We start from the raw sequence: 16863 nt of genomic DNA on the forward strand, positions 1-16863 counted from the left end.
CCCGCTCCGGCGGCGGGCCGAACGGGTCGCCGCGCACCAGGCACAACGCGCGCGGCCCGCCCCGGAGTTCCGGGACGGGCCGCGCGAGGCTCAGATCACGCAGGCTCAGGACCTGCGCAGGCGCTTGGTCTTGCGCGGCGGGGGCAGGGCGCCCTCGGCGCGCAGCCTCGCCGCGTGCTGCGCCAGCGCGTCCACCAGCGCCGGGACGTTCGCGTCCTCGGGCTGCACGTCCACGCGCAGGCCGAACTCGCGCGCCGTCTCCGCCGTCTGCGGGCCGATGCAGGCCACCAGCGTGCGGGCGTGCGGCTTGCCCGCGATGCCGACCAGGTTCCGGACCGTGGACGACGAGGTGAAGCACACCGCGTCGAACCCGCCGGACTTGATCATCTCGCGGGTGTCGGCGGGCGGCGGGGCGGCCCGCACGGTGCGGTAGGCCGTCACGTCGTCGATCTCCCAGCCCCGGTCGCGCAGCCCGGCCGCGAGGGTCTCGGTGGCGATGTCGGCGCGCGGCAGCAGCACCCGGTCGACCGGGTCCAGGATGTCGTCGTACGGCGGGAAGTCGGCCAGCAGGCCCTCGGAGGACTGCTCGCCGGACGGCACCAGCTCAGGGATGATCCCGAAGCCGCGCACCTTCGCCGCCGTGGCCTCGCCGACGCAGGCGATCTTCACGCCGGAGAACGCGCGGGCGTCCAGGCCGAACTCGCGGAACTTCTCCCACACCGCGCGCACCGCGTTGGTCGAGGTGAACACGACCCACTGGTAGCGGCCGTCGACCAGGCCCTTGACCGAGCGCTCCATCTGCGCCGGGCTGCGCGGCGGCTCGACGGAGATCGTCGGCACCTCCACGGGGATGGCGCCGTGCGAGTGCAGCCGGTCGCTCATCGCGCCCGCCTGCTCCTTGGTCCTGGGCACCAGCACGCGCCAGCCGTACAGCGCCCGCGACTCCCACCAGGACAGCTTCGGCCGGTTCGCGACCGCGCTGCCGACGGTGACCACCAGCGGGCCGGACAGCTCGCCCGCGTCGGCGGCCAGCGAGGCCAGCGTGGTGTCGACGGTGCGCTGGCTGAAGCCGGTGCCGTCGGCGGTCACCGCGACCGGGGTCTGCGGGGCCAGGCCGTGCTCCACCAGCGAGGACGCCGCCTCGGCGAGGTGGCCGCCGGTCGCGTGCAGCACGAGCGTGCCCGTCGCCGAGGCGAGCCCGGCCCAGTCCACGGCGCCGCGCACGTCGGCCTCGGTGTGCACCGCGCCCAGCGCGACCCCCGCGTACGCGGGGACGGCCGTGCCCGCGGGCACGCCGGGGACCACGTCGAAGGCGATCGTGGTCTTGGAGACGGCGTGCGCCTCCTTCACCACGGAGTCCAGGGTCAGCGGGTCGCCCGCGACCAGCCGGACCACGGCCGCGCCGTTCTTGGCCTCGGCCACCAGGTCCTTCGCCACGTCGGCGGGCTCGCCGACCGCGGGCCGGACCTCGACGCCGTCGGGGACCAAGGCGACCACCTCGGCGGGCACGTCCGGGTCCGTCACGACCAGCTCGGCCTTGCCGAGCAGGTCGCGGGCCCGGACCGTGAGGAGCCCGGTGTCACCTGGGCCGGAGCCCACGAAGGCGACTCGGCCGGGGGTCTTGCGCGCGCGGGTCATCAGGGCACTCCCCATCAACTACGCCCCGCCGACCGCGCTGCGGCGTGGCCGGAGAGGTCGAGCAACTCGGCGGCCAGCGCGCGGCCGAGTTCCTCTGCTGCGGTCAAGTCACCGGTGGCCGACGCGCGGAGGAGGTCGCCGTCCTCCGCCGCCACGACCCCGCGGAGGGAGATGCGGAGGACCACCGCTCCCTCGTCGTCGAGGTCTTCCACCACATCGGCCAGTGCGCCGACCGGCGCGCTGCACCCGGCTTCGAGCGCGGCCAGCATGGCGCGCTCGGCGGTGACAGCGGCCCGACTGGCCGAATCGTCGAGCGTGGAGCGGAGCAAGTGCTCGGTGTCGACGTCGTCGACCCGGCACTCGATCGCCAGTGCGCCCTGCGCGGGCGCGGGGAGCATCTGGATCGGGTCGAGGACCTCGGTGATGTTCTCGACCCGGCCGAGCCGGGAGATCCCGGCGCGGGCGAGCACGACGGCGTCCAGCTCGCCGTCGAAGACCCTGGCCATGCGGCTGTCGATGTTGCCCCGGATGGGCAGGATCTCCAGGCCGAGGCCGAGCGCCGCCAGCTGCGTGGCGCGGCGCGGGGAGCCCGTGCCGACCTTGGAGCCGGGGGGCAGCTCGCCCAGGGTCAGCCCGTCGCGGGCGACCAGCGCGTCGCGCGGGTCCTCGCGCGGCGGGATCGCGGCCAGCGACAGCCGGGTGTCCGGGGCGGTGGGCAGGTCCTTGTACGAGTGCACGGCGACGTCGACCTCGCCGTGCGCGAGCGCGTCGCGCAGCGCCGAGGTGAAGACCCCGACGCCGATCTCCGCGATGGGCGCGTGCGAGCGGTCACCGGGCGTGGAGACCGTGACGATCTCCACCTGGGCGCCCGCGGCGCGCAGGGCGTCGGCGATGATGCCGGTCTGCGCGAGCGCCAGCGCGCTTCCTCGGGTGCCGATCCTCAGGGTGCGGTTCACCGCGTCTCACCTTTGTGTTGCGGGGACTGGGGGGTGCTGACCGCGGCGGGCGCCTGCGGGTCGAGGCCGAACAGCTCGCGCAGCGCCTCGGCGTAGCCCGCGCCGCCCGGCCCGGCGGCCAGCTGCTTGACCCGCACGGTCGGCGTGTGGAGCAGCTTGTCGACCACCCGGCGGACCGTCTTGGCCAGCTCGGCGCGCACCGCGCCGTCCAGCTCGGGCAGCCGGGAGTCGAGCCGCAGCAGCTCGGAGTCGACCACCTCGGCGGCGCGCTTGCGCAGGGCCGTGACGGTGGGCGTGACCTCGGCCGAGCGCTGCCCGGCCAGGTAGGCGCGGACCTCCTCGGCGACGATCTCCGCCGCGCGCTGGGCGTCCTGCCCGGTCGGGGCGTCGGACAGCCTGCGCTGCAGGGTCTCCAGGTCGACCACCCGCACGTTCGCCAGCAGCTCGGCGGCGGGGTCGACGTCCTTGGGGAGGCCGAGGTCGCAGACGACCAGCGGCCGGTCGGGCGCGCGGTCGCCGATGGCCTCGGCGCCCACGGTGAGGTCCATCGAGCCGGTGCAGGCGAACAGCACGTCGGCGGCGGCGACCTCGTCGAACAGGGTGTCCAGGCCCACCGACTCGGCGGGCACGCCCTCGGCGCGCAGCGCCTCGGCGAGGCGGGCGCCGTTGGCGGCGGTGCGGTTGGCGATGGCGACCGAGCCGATGCCCGCGCGGCGCAGGTGCGCCACGGCGAGACCGCCCATGGAGCCCGCGCCGACGATCAGGGCCCGCTTGCCCGCCAGGCCGCCGAGCGCCTGCTCGGCGTCGGCCAGCGCCTCGGACACCACGGACGCGCCCGCGTGGTCGATGCCGGTGTCGCTGTGCACCCGCTTGCCGACGCGCAGCGCCTGCTGGACGAGCTCGTGCAGGGCGCGGCCGACCACGCCCGCCTCGTCGGCGGCGGCGTACGCGGAGCGCAGCTGGCCGAGGATCTGGGCCTCGCCCACGACCATCGAGTCCAGGCCCGCGGCCACGGAGAACAGGTGGTCCACCGCGGCGCCCGCGTAGTGGACGAACAGGTGCTCGAACAGCTCGGCGGTGTCCACGCCCGACTGGCGGGCGAGCACCTCGACGACCTCGTTCATGCCACCGTGGAAGGTCTCGACGACGGCGTACACCTCGACCCGGTTGCAGGTCGAGAGCAGCACGGCCTCCGAGACGCTGGGGGCGGCGAGCAGCTGGCCGAGGACCTTGGGCAGGTCGGCGACGGCCGCGCGCTCCAGCACGGGCACCGGTGTGGTCCGGTGGGACAGCCCCACGACGAGGAGGCTCATACCGCGACCACGTCCAACGGAGCCGTCCGGCTCACTACCCGCACGCTCACGGGCGAATCACCACCCCGTCCACACCGACTCCGCTGGCTCCGCTGACCACTTCCCCGGCGGCTTCGTCAGCCCGTCGCGCGACGTGGAACGACAGGATCTGCATCTCGACCGCCAGGTCGACCTTGCGCACCTCGACGTTGTCCGGGACCTGGAGGACGACGGGTGCGAAGTTCAGGATGCACTGGACTCCGGCGGATACCAAACGGTCGCAGACGGCCTGGGCGGCCTGGGGCGGGGTCGCGATGACCCCGATGGACACCTCCCGCTCGGCGCAGACCGAGGCGAGGTCGTCGATGTGGCTGACCGGGATTCCCCCTACCGGGACGCCGGTCAGGTCGGGGTCCATGTCGAACAGCGCGGCCACCGGGAAGCCCCTGCTGGGGAAGCCGCCGTAGTTGGCCAGCGCGTGACCAAGATTACCGATTCCCACGACCGCGACGCTGTGCTTGCGGGTGAGGCCGAGGATGCGCTCGATGTGGCTCACGAGCACCTCGACGTCGTAGCCGACGCCGCGCGTGCCGTACGAGCCCACGTAGGACAGGTCCTTGCGGAGCTTCGCCGAGTTGACCCCGGCCGCGCCGGAGAGCTCCTCGCTGGAGATGGTCGTCACGCCCTGGTCGGCCATGCCGGAGAGCACCCTCAGGTACACCGCGAGCCGGGCGACCGCCGCTTCGGGGATCGCGCGGGCCCGCTCCCGGACCTCGGCCTCCGCAGGGGCCTTCGGGGTGGTCGCGCTCGCGTCACCCTCGCCCCGCTGAGCCGCCACGCTGGTACTCCTCAGACGTCCGCCACCAAGAGCCGCCGGGCACCTCCACCAGCGGTGTGATGCGACCACCGTACAGCTTGTGAACGCACGCACAAAGTCGGCGGAACCGCCCCGTCACACCGGGTGAAGTCGGCTAACGCGGTGAGGACACCTGGATCGCGCCCGCCCGCGCCTGCGGGCGGGCGCGCCCGGAAGGCGGCGAGCCGCGGGCCCGTCCCCGGTCCCCGCGGCTCGCCCCCGTCCACTACCCGGTCAGGCCGCGGGCGGGGTCAGCACGGTGTCGATCACGAACACGGTGGCGTTCTTGGTCGGGATGTTCCCGCACAGGACCTTCGCGTCGTTCACCATCATCGACTCGCCGGAGCCGGTGACCTTGAGCTCCTCGCCGGTCAGCGCCTTCACGGCGCCCGCGGCCTCCAGGCCCTTGGCGTCGTAGCGCTTGCCCACCACGTGGTACTGCAGGACCTTGGCCAGCTCCTCGGGCTTGGACGCCAGCTCCTGGAACTTGGCCTCGCCGAGCGCCTCGAACGCCGGGTCCGCGGGCGCGAACACGGTGATCGCGGTCTGCGCGTTGAGCGTGTCGACCAGGTTGGCCGCCTTCACGGCGGTGACCAGCTTGGTGAGCAGCGGGTTGTTGCTGGCGGCGGTCGCCACCGGGTCGGTGACCATGCCCTCCAGGGAGCCCTTGTTGGACGGGTCCTGCGGGACGCTGGCGCAGCCGGGCCCGAACACGTCAGTGGTCTTCGTGGCGCCGTCCGCGCTGCTCATCTGGGTCATCGGCGCGGACGACGAGGCTGCGGGCGCGCTGCTCGTCGACGCGGTGTCCCCGCTGCCTCCGCAGGCGGTGAGGGCCAGGGACGCGACCAGCGCGGTTCCGACGAGGGCGAGCTTGCTGTTCCGCACGGCGGATCACTCCTCAGTGAGTTCAACCATCAGTGGTTTCCACTGATTCGTTCGACTCAGATCGCTCTGAGGTTCAGCTCTTTCACCCGACCGTGAAGAAAATCGAGTGCCACCCGGTCGCGCCGTCGGGGATCGGGGGCACCCGCTCCTGCGGCTGGACCCGGCCCTCCACGTCGGTGGCGCGCACCTCGACGGTGTGACCGCCGGGCGGCAGGTCCAGCTCGGCCCGCCACATCCGCCAGGTCGAGGCGTTCACCTCGGCGGCCAGCCGCGCGGTCTGCCACGGGCCGCCGTCGGCGCGCACCTCGACCTTGCCGACGCCCACCGGCTGGGCCCAGGCGACGCCGGTCACCACGGCCTTCCCGGTGACCGTGGACAGGCCCTTGGGGCTGTCGATCCGGGACATGAGCTTGATCGGGCCGCGCGCCGCCCAGCCGCGCTCGCGCCAGTAGCAGGTGCGCTCGGCGAACGTGGTGAGCAGCAGGTCGACGACCCACTTGGTGGCCGAGATGTACCCGTAGAGGCCGGGCACGACCAGGCGGGCGGGGAAGCCGTGCTCGACCGGCAGCGGCTCGCCGTTCATGGCCAGCGCGATCAGGGCGCCCCGGTCGGGCTCCATGACGACGTCGACCGGCGTGCCCGCCGTCCAGCCGTCCGCGCTGGTGGAGAACAGCTGGTCGGCTCCGGGGCGGACGCCGGCCTCCAGCAGCACGTCGCGCAGCGGGACGCCGACGAAGGTCGCGGTGGAGGCGTAGGGGCCGCCGACCTCGTTGGAGACGCAGGTGAGGGTGGTGGTCTGCTCGACCAGGTCGCGCTTGCGCAGGTCCTCGTAGGTGAGGGTGAGCTCGCGGTCGACCAGGCCGTGGACCTTGAGCGACCAGTCCTCGGCGCGGACCTTGGGCACGGTCAGGGCGGTGTCGACGCGGTAGAAGTCGGCGTTCGGGGTGAGGAAGGTCGGGGTGCCCTCGGCGGCGAAGTCGGCGCCGTCCGGGATGGCGGGGGCGCGGACGGCGGGCTCCAGGCTGCCGACGGCGGTGCGGGAGCCCTCGACGTCGGTCCGGCTGCCGATGAGCTGGCCGGAGGCCCCGGCGACGACGGCCGCGCCCGCGACGGTGAGGAAGGCGCGGCGGTCGGGGGCGACGGGCTTCTCGGCGGGTTCGGGGGCTGAGGGTTCGGGGGCTGAGGGTTCGGGGGCTGCGGGGCGGGGGGCTGCGGGTCCGGGGGCTCCGGGGGCGGTCGGGGCTCCCCCGCGCGGGTCGGGACCGATCAGGTCGTCCTCGGCCGGGACGTCACCGGTTCGGGCGCGTCCGTCCGGGGCGGTGTCGGCGGCGCCGGGGGTGCTGTCAGGGGTGCTGCCGGGAGTGGCGGCCGGGGCGCGGTCGAGCGGCTGAGCGCCGCCAGGAGCCGTCGGGGCGCTCACCCGGCCGTGCAACCAGCGGAACGTCCCCACGCCCGCCACCAGGCTCGCCAGCGGGGCGAGGACGGCCAGCCTGCCGAGGTCCGGCCGGTACAGCACGGCCGCGATCCCGATCAGGCCCAGCGCGCCCGCCAGCACCGTGCCGGGCAGCGGGGAGCGCCGGGACAGCAGACCCGCCAGCACCGCGAGCAGGGCGATCACCACCGCCATGCCGAGCAGCAGCACGGGCTTGTCGGCGGTGCCGAACGTGCGGACGGCGAAGTCCTTCAGCGGTGTCGGCGTGAAGTCGATCGCGGTGTTGCCGACCGCGAGGTACGGCGAGGCGGACAGCCCGACGAACCCGGCGGCCAGGTGCCCCGCGGCCAGCGCGGCCGTCACCGAGAGCAGCCCGAGCAGTGCGGCCTTCCAGCGAGTCATGCCGGACATTCGACACCGGCCCCGGCCCGGTTCGCGCGGCAGCGCGCGGACTCTCCCCCGGTCAGGCCAGCGCGGTCAGGCCAGCGCGGCGCGCAGGCGGTCCTCCTCGACCTCCCAGTACCCGTGCTCCTCGCCGTCGACGAGGATCACCGGCACCCGGTCGCCGTACTCGGCGCGCAGCTCCCGGTCCGAGTCGACGTCGACCGCGTCCCACGGCACGCCCAGCTCGCCGCAGATCCGCTCCAGGTCCGCCTTGGCCTGCTCGCACGAGTGGCAGTCGACGCGGGTGACGAGGGTGACGTGGTGGCTCACGCCCCCATCCTCCCCCTCAGATCAGCGGCGGGCGGAGCAGGGCCCTCGCGACCTTGCCGGTCGGCGAGTGCGGCAGCGCGGAGGTGAACTCCACCGAGGTCGGGACCTTGAACTTCGCCAGCCGGTCCGCGCAGTGCCCGCGCACCCGCGCCTCGTCCAGCTCGACCCCGTCCGCCAGCGCGAGCACCGCCTTGACCGCCTCGCCGGTCCGCTCGTCCGGCACGCCCACCGCCGCCGCCTCCACCACGCCGGGCAGCTCGCGCAGCACGGCCTCCACCTCGTGCGGGTAGACGTTGAACCCGTTGACGATGATCAGGTCGCCCGCCCGGTCGACCAGGTGCAGGTCGCCGTCCGCGTCCAGGTAGCCGACGTCGCCGGTGCGGAACCAGCCGTCCTCGGCCGGGCCGTGCGCGCCGTCCGGCCAGTAGCCGCTGAACAGGTTCGCGCCGCGCACCGACACCAGCCCGGTGCCCGGCTCGTCCTCCTCCAGGTCGAGCGGGGAGCCGTCGCTGTCGACCAGGCGCAGCTCGACGCCGGGCAGCGGGCTGCCCACCGACCCCGGCTTCGCCGTGCCCGTGACCAGCGAGGACGTCAGCACGGGACCGGTCTCGGTCAGGCCGTAGCCCTCGTGCACGACCAGGCCCGTCGCGGCGCGCATCCCGGTCAGCACCTCGGGCGGCAGCGGGGCCGCGCCCGAGGTGAACAGCCGCACGGTCGCCAGGTCCGCGCGCAGCCGCGCCACAGGTTGGGCCAGCAGCGCCCGGTACATCGGCGGCACGCCGACCAGCGCGGTCACCCGGTGCTCGCGGATCGCGGTGAGCGCGGCGTCCGGGTCGAACCGCTCGACCAGCACGGCGGTGGCCCCCGCGCCCGCGACCTGGAGCAGACCGGGCCCGAGCCCGTAGACGTGGAACAGCGGCAGCGCGAGCAGCACCCGGTCCCCGGCGGTCACCGGGGCGGGCCGCAGCTCGGCGCACTGGTCGACGTTGGCCAGCAGCGCCCGGTGCGACAGCATCGCGCCGCGCGGCACGCCCGAGGTGCCGGAGGTGTAGCCGATCACGGCGACGTCCTCGCCGCCCCGGACCGCGTCGACCGGCGGCGCCGAGCCCGGCTCGACGTCGAGCGGGGGCGCGGGCAGCACGGTGACCCGCGGGTCCGGCGGCCCGCCCGGCTCGGCGCCCGGCTCGTCCGGGTCGCCGACCAGCAGCCGCGCGCCGCTGTCGGCCAGCAGCCGGTCCAGCTCGTGGCGCGGCTGACCGGCGCCCAGCAGCACCAGGACGCCGCCCGCGCGCAGCGCGCCGAACACCGCCGCGCAGAACGCCGGACCGGTCGGCAGCCGCACCGCGACCCGGTCGCCGGGCCGCAGCCCCGCGCCCACGAGCCTTCGGGCCTCCGCGTCCACCGCCGCGTCGAGCGCGCCCCAGCTCAGGCTCCGCGCGGTGGTGACGTCGACCACGGCCGGGTGCCCCGGTCCCCTGCGCGCCGACTCGCGCACCAGGTCTGCGACGTTGCGGGCGGGAGCGACCAAGGCAGCCTCCTCGTCGGGGACCCTGCGGGACCTGGTCGCAGTCTGGCACGGTCGGGGCCGCGCACGTAGTGCCCTCGGGTGACCCCGCTCGCGGAACGCGCGCACCGGTCCCTACTGTCACCGAATCCCTGATACAGAGGTGGGGAAACGTATGCTGCGGGAGCGTCGACTCCGTGGAGGTGCCGCGAGCCGATGACCGCGAGGACGCGCGAGAACAGCGCGAGACCCCGCCGTGGTCTCCGCTCCCTGTGGGGCGGGGGCAGGCGGCCGGGCACCGGCGAGGACGTGGACGGCGACGCGCCGGACGAGCCGTGGGCCCTGGTGCGCGCGGCCCAGGGCGGCGACAAGGAGGCGTTCGGCGCCCTGTACGACCGGTACGTCGACGTGGTCTACCGCTACGTCCTGTTCCGGATCGGGGACCGGACGCTGGCCGAGGACGTGACCAGCGAGACGTTCCTGCGCGCGCTGCGGAGCATCGGGTCGATCAGCTACCAGGGCCGCGACGTGGGCGCCTGGTTCGTCACGATCGCCAGGAACATCGTGTTCGACCACGTGAAGTCCAGCCGGTACCGGCTGGAGGTCACCACGGCCGAGCTGGCGGACAACCGCGAGGCGGCGGACGGGCCGGAGCAGGAGGTGCTGGCGCTGGCGACGAGCGAGGAGCTGCTCCGCTGCGTCCGCCAACTGGGCGATGACCAGCGCGAGTGCATTACCCTGCGCTTCATCCAGGGCTTGTCCGTGGCCGAGACCGCGGCGAGGATGGGGCGCAACGAGGGTGCCGTCAAGGCCCTGCAGCACCGCGCGGTGCGCCGGTTGGCCCAACTGCTGCCACAGTGGTTGCGGTGAGCGGCGCCGGACCGCCCGGTCGCGCGTGACCCCGGAACACGCGTAACCCCGGAACATCCCGGTTCGTTACTTCGGTGCAGGCACGCTGGTCGGACGGTGCGGGATGGTGGGTAGAGGAATCACGCCGCTGGGGCGTCACGGGGACGACGAGGAGTTCGCCCGCGCTGTCGAGGCGCTGCCGGAGGGCGGGGCGGACCCGGACTTCGCGCGTGAGCTGGCCGTCGTCGAGGTGCTCCGGCGGGCGGCCGAGCAGGGCGGCCCGGACGCGGACGCCAGGGCGCGGATGCGCGCGCGGGTGCTGGACGGGATGGCCGCCTCGATCGCCGACCCGGCGATCCTGGAGCCGGTCGCGGGCGAGGACCCGGTGGACGGCGAGCCGCGCGTCGGCGCGGGTCCCGGTCCGGGCGGTGGCGTCACCGACCTCGGGGAGCGGCGAAGACGCGGCGGCGCGCGCGGGCGGTTCCTGGTCGCGTCGGCGGCGGCGCTGTGCCTGCTGCTGTCGCTGGCCGGGATGTCGGTCCTGCTGAGCCGGGACGCGCTGCCCGGCGACGCGCTGTACGGGGTCAAGCGGACCACCGAGGAGGCCCAGCTCGGGCTCACGTTCGCCGAGGACGGCAAGGGGTTCAAGCGGCTGGAGTTCGCCGCGTCCCGGCTGTCCGAGGTGGAGACGCTGGCCGGGCGGGGCCGCGACACCGGCGGCGGGCCGGTCGCCGGCTACCTGACCGCGTTCTCCGACTTCGACGCGGACGCCTCGGCGGGCGCGCGGGCGCTGGTCGCGCACGGCACGACCGCCGACCGGGGCGCGCTCGGCTCGCTGTACGAGTGGGCAGCCGCCCAGTCGCACAGGCTGGACTCGGTGCGCCACGAGCTGCCCTCCGACGCGAACGCGCGCGCGGGCGGGTCGATGGAGCTGCTCGGCCGGATCGGGGTGCGCGTGGTCGGCCTGCTGGCGCGCGCCGACTGCGCGGTGGTGACCTCGGGCACGTCCGACGACCTCGGCCCGCTGCCCGCGGAGCAGGGGTGCGAGCCGGTCGGCCAGGAGCCGGGCTCGACGTCGGCGACCCCGTCCACCACGTCCTCCGCGCCCGTCCCCGGCACCGGCCAGGCAGGCACCGGCACGACCGGCGCGCCGCGCACGACCGGGGCGCCCACCACCGGGGCAGGTCAGCCGCCCGTGGCGACCACCACCCCGAAGGCGGGCCAGCCGCAGACCGACCAGCCCGGCGTGCAGCTGCCGCTGCCGCAGCTCACGGACCTGCTGCCCACCCTCCCGCTGCCGTCGCTGCAACTGCCGCTGCCGCTGGAGCTGCCGGGGCTGTCCGGCATCCTCCCCACCGGCTGATCGCTACTCTTGTCGCATCGAACCCCTGGGAGGCGCTGGAGTGGTGTCGAAGCGTGTGGTGCAGGGCTCGGCCGAGCGCGAGAGGCTCGCCGAACTGGCGGGCGAGGCGTCGGCGGCGGCTGCACTCGCCGACGCACCGGGTCAGGCGGCGTCGGACCTGACGGCAGCCGCCTTCTTCGACGTGGACAACACGATGATGATGGGCGCGTCGATCTTCCACTTCGCGCGCGGGCTCGCGGCCAGGAAGTACTTCAAGAACTCGGACCTGGTGGGCTTCGCCTGGCAGCAGCTGAAGTTCCGGGTCGGCGGCCGGGAGAACCCGCAGAGCGTGAAGGAGTCGCGCGAGCAGGCCTTGTCGTTCGTGGCGGGGCGCAGCGTGGCGGAGATCATCAGCCTCGGCGAGGAGATCTTCGACGAGCTGATGGCGGACAAGATCTGGGCGGGCACGCAGGCGCTCGCGCAGATGCACCTGGACGCCGGTCAGCGCGTGTGGCTCGTGACGGCGACGCCGGTCGAGCTGGCGACGATCATCGCCAGGCGGCTCGGGCTGACCGGGGCGCTGGGCACGGTCGGCGAGAACGTGGACGGGATCTACACGGGCAGGCTCGTGGGCGACCTGCTGCACGGCAAGGCGAAGGCGCACGCGGTGCGCGCGCTGGCCGCGCAGGAGGGCCTGGACCTGCGCAGGTGCACGGCGTACTCGGACTCGGTGAACGACGTGCCGATGCTGTCGGTGGTCGGCACGGCGGTCGCGGTGAACCCGGACTCGGGCCTGCGCGAGACGGCGCGCAAGCGCGGCTGGGAGACGCGGGACTTCCGCACGGCCCGCAAGGCGGCCCGGATCGGGGTGCCGTCGGTGCTGGGGCTGGGCGCGGTGGCCGGGCTGGTCGCGGCGGGTGTGGCCTGGCGGCGCGGGCGGTGGTGAGCTGGCGGCGGCGGCGGTGAGCCTGCGGCGGTGAGCCTGCGGCGGTGAGGCGGCGGCGGTGAGGCGGCGGCGCGCCGGGTCTTCCCGAGGGGGAGGCCCGGCGCGCCGCTTCAGCCCAGGAAGATGTTCCGCCGCTGCGCCAGCAGCCGGTACAGCGTCTGCTGGATGGTCTCCCGCACCTGGTCGGTCAGGTTGAACACCAGCATCGGGTCGTCCGCCGCCGACGGGCCGTGCTCGGCGGTGCTGATCGGCTCGCCGAACTCGATGTGCCACTTCGTCGGCAGCGGCACGACGCCCAGGGGGCCCAGCCACGGGAAGAACGGGGTCACCGGGAAGTAGGGGAAGCCGAACAGCCTGGCCAGCGGCTTCAGGTCGCCGATCTTCGGGTAGATCTCCTCGGCGCCCACGATCGAGCAGGGGATGATCGGCACCCCGGTGCGCAGCGCCGCCGACACGAACCCGCCCCGGCCGAACCGCTGCAGCTTGTAGCGGTCGCGGTAGGGCTTGCCGATGCCCTTGAAGCCCTCCGGCCACACCCCGACGACCTCGTCGGACCTCAGCAGGCGCTCCGCGTCCGGGTGGCAGGCCAGGGTCTGGCCGGACTTGCGCGCCACCGCGCCCAGCACCGGCGTCTTGAACACCAGGTCGGCGCCGAGCATCCGCAGGTAGCGGCCCGCCGGGTGCTCCGCGCGCACCGCGTAGGCGGTCATCATCGCGTCGAGCGGCATGGTGCCCGAGTGGTTCGCGACGATCAGCGCGCCGCCCTCGGCGGGGATGTTGTGCACGCCGCTGGTCTCGACCCGGAACCACTTCTCGTACAGCGGCCGGAACACCGGCAGGAGCAGGTTGTCGGTGAGGTCCGGGTCGAAGCCGAACTCGTCCACCTCGTACTCGCCCTGCACCCGCCTGCGCGCGAACGCCAGCAGCTCGGCCAGCCGCTTCTCCCAGTCGGCGGGCTCGGGGGCCGACTCGCGCGCCGTCACCCGCTCGGCGTCGGCGGCCAGCTCGCGCGCGGCGCCGTCGAACGCCTCCTCCGGCCGCCGCTCCCCCCGCTCGCGGGAGGCGCGACCACCGCCGCGCAGGGGGATCACCCGTGCCTCGGCCACCCGGTTCCTCCTCCGCTCGCCACCGTCCGCGCCGGCACCGCCCGCGGCGGCACCGTTGACGCTGGCACCGCCCGCACGTGCGTCGTCCCCGCCGACGCCGTCCGAACCCGCGCCGTCCCCACCCGCACCGAACCGCTCCGCCCGCACCCGACCCGCTCGATCCTCGTCCACCCGGCGGCGCCCCGCCGGTCCACGACCCGTCCGGGACCGCCCAGCGGCCCCACCACCACCACCCGGTCCGACGACCGGCCCACCACCGGCCCGGCGCTCACCGGAACCGCGCCGCCACGTCCAGCACCCCGCGCTCCACCCCGGCCACCAGCTCCGGGTCGATCACCGGCCGCATCCCGCGCCCGTTCACGTAGTCGTCGAACGCCTGCTGCGTCGTCCACCGGGGGGTGAACCCGAACTCGTCCTTCAACAGGGTGGTGTCCACCACCCTGCCCCAGTTCAGGAACCGCATCTGGTCCGCCGAGAAGTCCACCAGCCGCGCGCCCCGGAACAACCGGCCCGCCAGCGGCACCGCGGGGCTCGGCACCGGCAGGTTCAGCCGCCCCGCCCGCCGGATGGCCTGCGAGAGCAGCAGCACCCCGTCCCCGCCCGCGTTGTACACGCCGGGCAGGTCCCGCGCGGTCGCCCGCTCCATGATCGCCAGCGCGTCCTCGGAGTGCAGCACCTGCACCCGCGCGTCGTACCCGAGCACGGTCGGCACCACCGGCAGGGCGAAGTACCTGGTCAGGACGGTGTCGATGCGCGGGCCGATGAAGTTGGTGAAGCGCAGCATCGTGACGACCACGTCCGGCCTGCGCCTGCTGAACCCGCGCACGTAGCTCTCGACCTCGACCGCGTCCTTGCTGTAGCCGCTGGTCGGCAGGTCCTTCGGCGCCATCTCCTCGGTGAACACGGCGGGGTCGCGCGAGCTGGACCCGTAGACCGCGCTGGTCGACTTGACCACGAGCTTGCGCACGTGCGGCGACTTCTGGCACGCGGCCAGCAGCTGCATCGTGCCGATCACGTTCATCTCCTTGAGCACCGTGCGCCTGGCGGGCCCCGGCGGGTTCGCCGTGACCGAGGCGTGCACGACCGTGTCCACGGCGGCGGAGGAGATGACCTTGGCGATGAGCGGGTTGCGGATGTCGGCGCGGACGAACTCGGCGCGGCCCATGCGGCGCAGCACGTCGCGCGGCGGCGGCTCGGTGTCCACGGCCAGCACCCGCTCGACGCTCGGGTCGGCGGCGAAGCGCGCGGCGAGGTGGCCGCCGAGGAAGCGGCTGCAACCGGTGACGAGCACGACCTTGGGCGCCATTCGACTCCTGTGCCGGGGTGCCTGCGACGGGGGGAGGACGCTGACGGGGGAGGACGCTTCGGATGCTACGCGCGTGCGGCCGTCCGCGACCGCCGCGCGACGGGCCGGGGGCGTCGAAGGCGCGGTCCGGCGGGCCGGCGGGACGGGGGCCCTGGCGCGTTCGGAGCAGGGGCGGCGCGGGCGTTCGAGCCCTCGCGGGCGCGCCCCGCAGGCGGCGGCGCCGGACCGGGGGACCCGAGCGGGTCACCCGTCCGGAGCAATACGACTCCGCCGGTCCCCGCAGCTGGGCGGGGACCGGCGGAGTTGAGGACCCGCAGGGGTTACTTGCCGCGCTTGCGACGCTGGACGCGCGTCTTGCGGAGCAGCTTGCGGTGCTTCTTCTTCGACATGCGCTTGCGGCGCTTCTTGATGACCGAGCCCATGCGGGTTCCTTAGCTACTAGACGTCGAGGGACTCCACGCGCTGGTGGAGCACCCACGACGAGGGCGCGCCTACACCAGGCACGAACGGCCTACGAGTTTACCCGCTCGATGCCGAACGCCCGCACCCGGCGTCGCCGAACGGCCACACCCGGCCTCGGCGAACGCCCTCACCCGGCGTCGAAGTACGCGTTGCGCAAGTACTCGTCCACCGCCTTCTCGGGCACCCGGAACGACTTGCCGACCCGCACCGCGGCCAGCTCGCCGGAGTGCACCAGCCGGTACACCGTCATCTTCGAAACCCGCATCACCAGGGCCACCTCGGCGACCGTCAGGAACGTGACCTGCCCGATTCCGGTGCGCGTGTTGTCCTCCGCAGCCATGTCATCACCGCGTCCTTCGACACGCGTCGTGCCGTCGGCTTCCCCACCGGCGGTTCGACACGCACGTGCTCCTCCGAGGGTAACGGGAGTGGTGTGACCGCTGCGACGGCCAACGGCCGGATCGGGGGGAGTCAGCGGTCCTCGGTGGCCCGGCCGAGTTCGGCGGAGCGGTCGCGGGCGGCCTCGATGGCGGCCAGGAGGGCGGCGCGGACGCCGTGCCTCTCCAGTTCGCGGATGGCCATGATGGTGGTCCCGGCGGGCGAGGTGACGGCCTCGCGCAGGATCACCGGGTGCTGGCCGCCCTCGTCCAGCATGGCGGCGGCGCCCACGGCGGACTGGATGATCAGCCTGCCCGCCAGGTCGCGCGGGATGCCCAGCAGGATGCCCGCGTCGATCATGGCCTCGACCAGGTAGAAGAAGTACGCCGGACCCGACCCGGAGAGGGCGGTCACGGCGTCCTGCTGCGACTCGGGGACGCGGGCGACCTCGCCGACGGTGCTGAGCAGGTCCTCCACGAGCGCGAGGTGCTCCTCGGCGGCGTGGGCGCCGGGGGAGATGGCGCTCATGGCCTTGCCGACGAGCATGGGGGTGTTCGGCATGACCCGGACCACCGGGGTGCCCGCGGGCAGGCGCGACTCGTAGAGGGAGGTCGGCAGGCCTGCGCAGAGGGAGACGACCAGGGTGTCGGGCTTGAGGGAGGGGGCGAGGTCGGCCAGGAGCGGCTCGATGTCCTGCGGCTTGACGGCGACGACCAGGACGTCGGCGCGGGCGGCGGCGTCGGGCACGCTGACGGCCTCCACGCCGTACCGGGCGGACAGCTCGGCGCCCCGACCGGGGTGCTTCTCGGTGAACAGGAGCGAGGCGGCGTCCCGGCCACCGTCCAGCAGGCCGGAGAGCAGGGCCTCACCGATCTTGCCCGCGCCCAGCACAGCGATCGTCGTCATGGGGGCAAGGGTGCCATGACGGGGGGAGGGTGCTGTGGGGGGTGAGGAGCGCTGCGGGGGGAGCGCTGCGGGGGGAGGAGCGCCGTGAGGGGAAGAGCTACAAGCACGCCTCGCCGGCGGGGCAGACCTCCAAAAAAGAGGGGACAGGGCTCTGCCGGCCGGTGACCGTTGGTCTTGTGGTCCCGTTGTACTACTGCGGTGGGCGGGGTCCCTCTTCTCCGTTTGGCCTCCTTTCAGGCAAGCACACTTGTCAAGACGCCGTTGGGCACCCCGGTCTTCCGGGCAGTGCGG

16 protein-coding genes are annotated in these 16863 nt (G+C 74.3%); 3 read left to right on the top strand and 13 right to left on the bottom strand.

Annotation, left to right across the window (positions count from 1 at the left end; all coding sequences use genetic code 11):
• Positions 1-105: 105 nt before the first annotated feature.
• The 8 genes from CNX65_RS33155 to CNX65_RS33190 form a co-directional block, all read right to left on the bottom strand.
• Positions 106-1638: a bifunctional uroporphyrinogen-III C-methyltransferase/uroporphyrinogen-III synthase gene (locus CNX65_RS33155; RefSeq protein ID WP_015805403.1), complete on the bottom strand. Its 1533-nt coding sequence runs from the start codon at positions 1636-1638 to the stop codon at positions 106-108.
• A gap of 14 nt (positions 1639-1652) precedes the next feature.
• Positions 1653-2594 carry a hydroxymethylbilane synthase gene (hemC, locus tag CNX65_RS33160; RefSeq protein WP_096497228.1) on the bottom strand — a complete coding sequence of 314 codons (942 nt, stop codon included), beginning with the start codon at positions 2592-2594 and terminating at the stop codon, positions 1653-1655.
• Complete coding sequence (locus CNX65_RS33165; protein WP_096497229.1) at positions 2591-3907, bottom strand: glutamyl-tRNA reductase; 1317 nt, start codon at positions 3905-3907, stop codon at positions 2591-2593. The genes hemC and CNX65_RS33165 overlap by 4 nt, the downstream gene beginning before the upstream one ends.
• A gap of 46 nt (positions 3908-3953) precedes the next feature.
• The gene (locus tag CNX65_RS33170; RefSeq protein ID WP_015805406.1) at positions 3954-4724 is read right to left on the bottom strand and encodes a redox-sensing transcriptional repressor Rex; all 771 of its coding nucleotides are present in this window, start codon (positions 4722-4724) and stop codon (positions 3954-3956) included.
• A 252-nt stretch (positions 4725-4976) separates the two neighbouring features.
• On the bottom strand, positions 4977-5627 hold the full coding sequence (locus CNX65_RS33175; RefSeq protein WP_096497230.1) for a fasciclin domain-containing protein: 651 nt from the start codon (positions 5625-5627) through the stop codon (positions 4977-4979).
• Between the two features lie 82 nt (positions 5628-5709).
• Complete coding sequence (locus CNX65_RS33180; RefSeq protein WP_096498116.1) at positions 5710-7461, bottom strand: molybdopterin-dependent oxidoreductase; 1752 nt, start codon at positions 7459-7461, stop codon at positions 5710-5712.
• A gap of 75 nt (positions 7462-7536) precedes the next feature.
• Positions 7537-7773 carry a glutaredoxin family protein gene (locus CNX65_RS33185; protein ID WP_015805409.1) on the bottom strand — a complete coding sequence of 79 codons (237 nt, stop codon included), beginning with the start codon at positions 7771-7773 and terminating at the stop codon, positions 7537-7539.
• A 16-nt stretch (positions 7774-7789) separates the two neighbouring features.
• Positions 7790-9301: an AMP-binding protein gene (locus CNX65_RS33190; protein ID WP_096497231.1), complete on the bottom strand. Its 1512-nt coding sequence runs from the start codon at positions 9299-9301 to the stop codon at positions 7790-7792.
• A 192-nt stretch (positions 9302-9493) separates the two neighbouring features.
• Here CNX65_RS33190 and CNX65_RS33195 point away from each other — a divergent pair, with 192 nt between their 5' ends.
• The 3 genes from CNX65_RS33195 (at position 9494) to CNX65_RS33205 (ending at position 12414) form a co-directional block, all read left to right on the top strand.
• The gene (locus tag CNX65_RS33195) at positions 9494-10147 is read left to right on the top strand and encodes a sigma-70 family RNA polymerase sigma factor (protein WP_096497232.1); all 654 of its coding nucleotides are present in this window, start codon (positions 9494-9496) and stop codon (positions 10145-10147) included.
• A gap of 103 nt (positions 10148-10250) precedes the next feature.
• The gene (locus tag CNX65_RS33200) at positions 10251-11489 is read left to right on the top strand and encodes a DUF5667 domain-containing protein (protein WP_096497233.1); all 1239 of its coding nucleotides are present in this window, start codon (positions 10251-10253) and stop codon (positions 11487-11489) included.
• A gap of 40 nt (positions 11490-11529) precedes the next feature.
• Entirely contained in the window at positions 11530-12414 is an 885-nt protein-coding gene (locus tag CNX65_RS33205; protein ID WP_096497234.1) for an HAD family hydrolase, read from the top strand.
• 110 nt (positions 12415-12524) lie between these two features.
• Here CNX65_RS33205 and CNX65_RS33210 read toward each other — a convergent pair whose 3' ends face one another.
• From CNX65_RS33210 to proC, 5 genes are all read right to left on the bottom strand, one after another.
• A complete protein-coding gene (locus tag CNX65_RS33210) occupies positions 12525-13520 on the bottom strand; it encodes a lysophospholipid acyltransferase family protein (protein ID WP_096498117.1) in 996 nt (331 codons plus the stop codon).
• Positions 13521-13788: 268 nt separating this feature from the next.
• A complete protein-coding gene (locus CNX65_RS33215; RefSeq protein ID WP_096497235.1) occupies positions 13789-14826 on the bottom strand; it encodes an NAD-dependent epimerase/dehydratase family protein in 1038 nt (345 codons plus the stop codon).
• A 320-nt stretch (positions 14827-15146) separates the two neighbouring features.
• Positions 15147-15248, bottom strand: a complete 102-nt coding sequence (locus tag CNX65_RS33225) for a 30S ribosomal protein bS22 (RefSeq protein WP_015105422.1) — start codon at positions 15246-15248, stop codon at positions 15147-15149.
• Between the two features lie 167 nt (positions 15249-15415).
• A complete protein-coding gene (locus CNX65_RS33230; RefSeq protein WP_015805416.1) occupies positions 15416-15628 on the bottom strand; it encodes a helix-turn-helix domain-containing protein in 213 nt (70 codons plus the stop codon).
• A gap of 131 nt (positions 15629-15759) precedes the next feature.
• Positions 15760-16572, bottom strand: a complete 813-nt coding sequence (gene proC, locus CNX65_RS33235; RefSeq protein ID WP_096497237.1) for a pyrroline-5-carboxylate reductase — start codon at positions 16570-16572, stop codon at positions 15760-15762.
• Positions 16573-16863: the final 291 nt, after the last annotated feature.

The organism is Actinosynnema pretiosum, from assembly GCF_002354875.1.
In the GTDB taxonomy this organism is placed as follows: domain Bacteria; phylum Actinomycetota; class Actinomycetes; order Mycobacteriales; family Pseudonocardiaceae; genus Actinosynnema; species Actinosynnema auranticum.

Bases quoted from the DNA above. Each gene is read 5' to 3' on its own strand.
- CNX65_RS33195 (WP_096497232.1), top strand. From the start codon at position 9,494: ATGACCGCGAGGACGCGCGAGAACAGCGCGAGACCCCGCCGTGGTCTC.
- CNX65_RS33230 (WP_015805416.1), bottom strand. From the start codon at position 15,628: ATGGCTGCGGAGGACAACACGCGCACCGGAATCGGGCAGGTCACGTTC.
- CNX65_RS33165 (WP_096497229.1), bottom strand. From the start codon at position 3,907: ATGAGCCTCCTCGTCGTGGGGCTGTCCCACCGGACCACACCGGTGCCC.
- CNX65_RS33215 (WP_096497235.1), bottom strand. From the start codon at position 14,826: ATGGCGCCCAAGGTCGTGCTCGTCACCGGTTGCAGCCGCTTCCTCGGC.
- CNX65_RS33225 (WP_015105422.1), bottom strand. From the start codon at position 15,248: ATGGGCTCGGTCATCAAGAAGCGCCGCAAGCGCATGTCGAAGAAGAAG.
- CNX65_RS33200 (WP_096497233.1), top strand. From the start codon at position 10,251: ATGGTGGGTAGAGGAATCACGCCGCTGGGGCGTCACGGGGACGACGAG.
- CNX65_RS33180 (WP_096498116.1), bottom strand. From the start codon at position 7,461: ATGACTCGCTGGAAGGCCGCACTGCTCGGGCTGCTCTCGGTGACGGCC.
- CNX65_RS33155 (WP_015805403.1), bottom strand. From the start codon at position 1,638: ATGACCCGCGCGCGCAAGACCCCCGGCCGAGTCGCCTTCGTGGGCTCC.
- proC (WP_096497237.1), bottom strand. From the start codon at position 16,572: ATGACGACGATCGCTGTGCTGGGCGCGGGCAAGATCGGTGAGGCCCTG.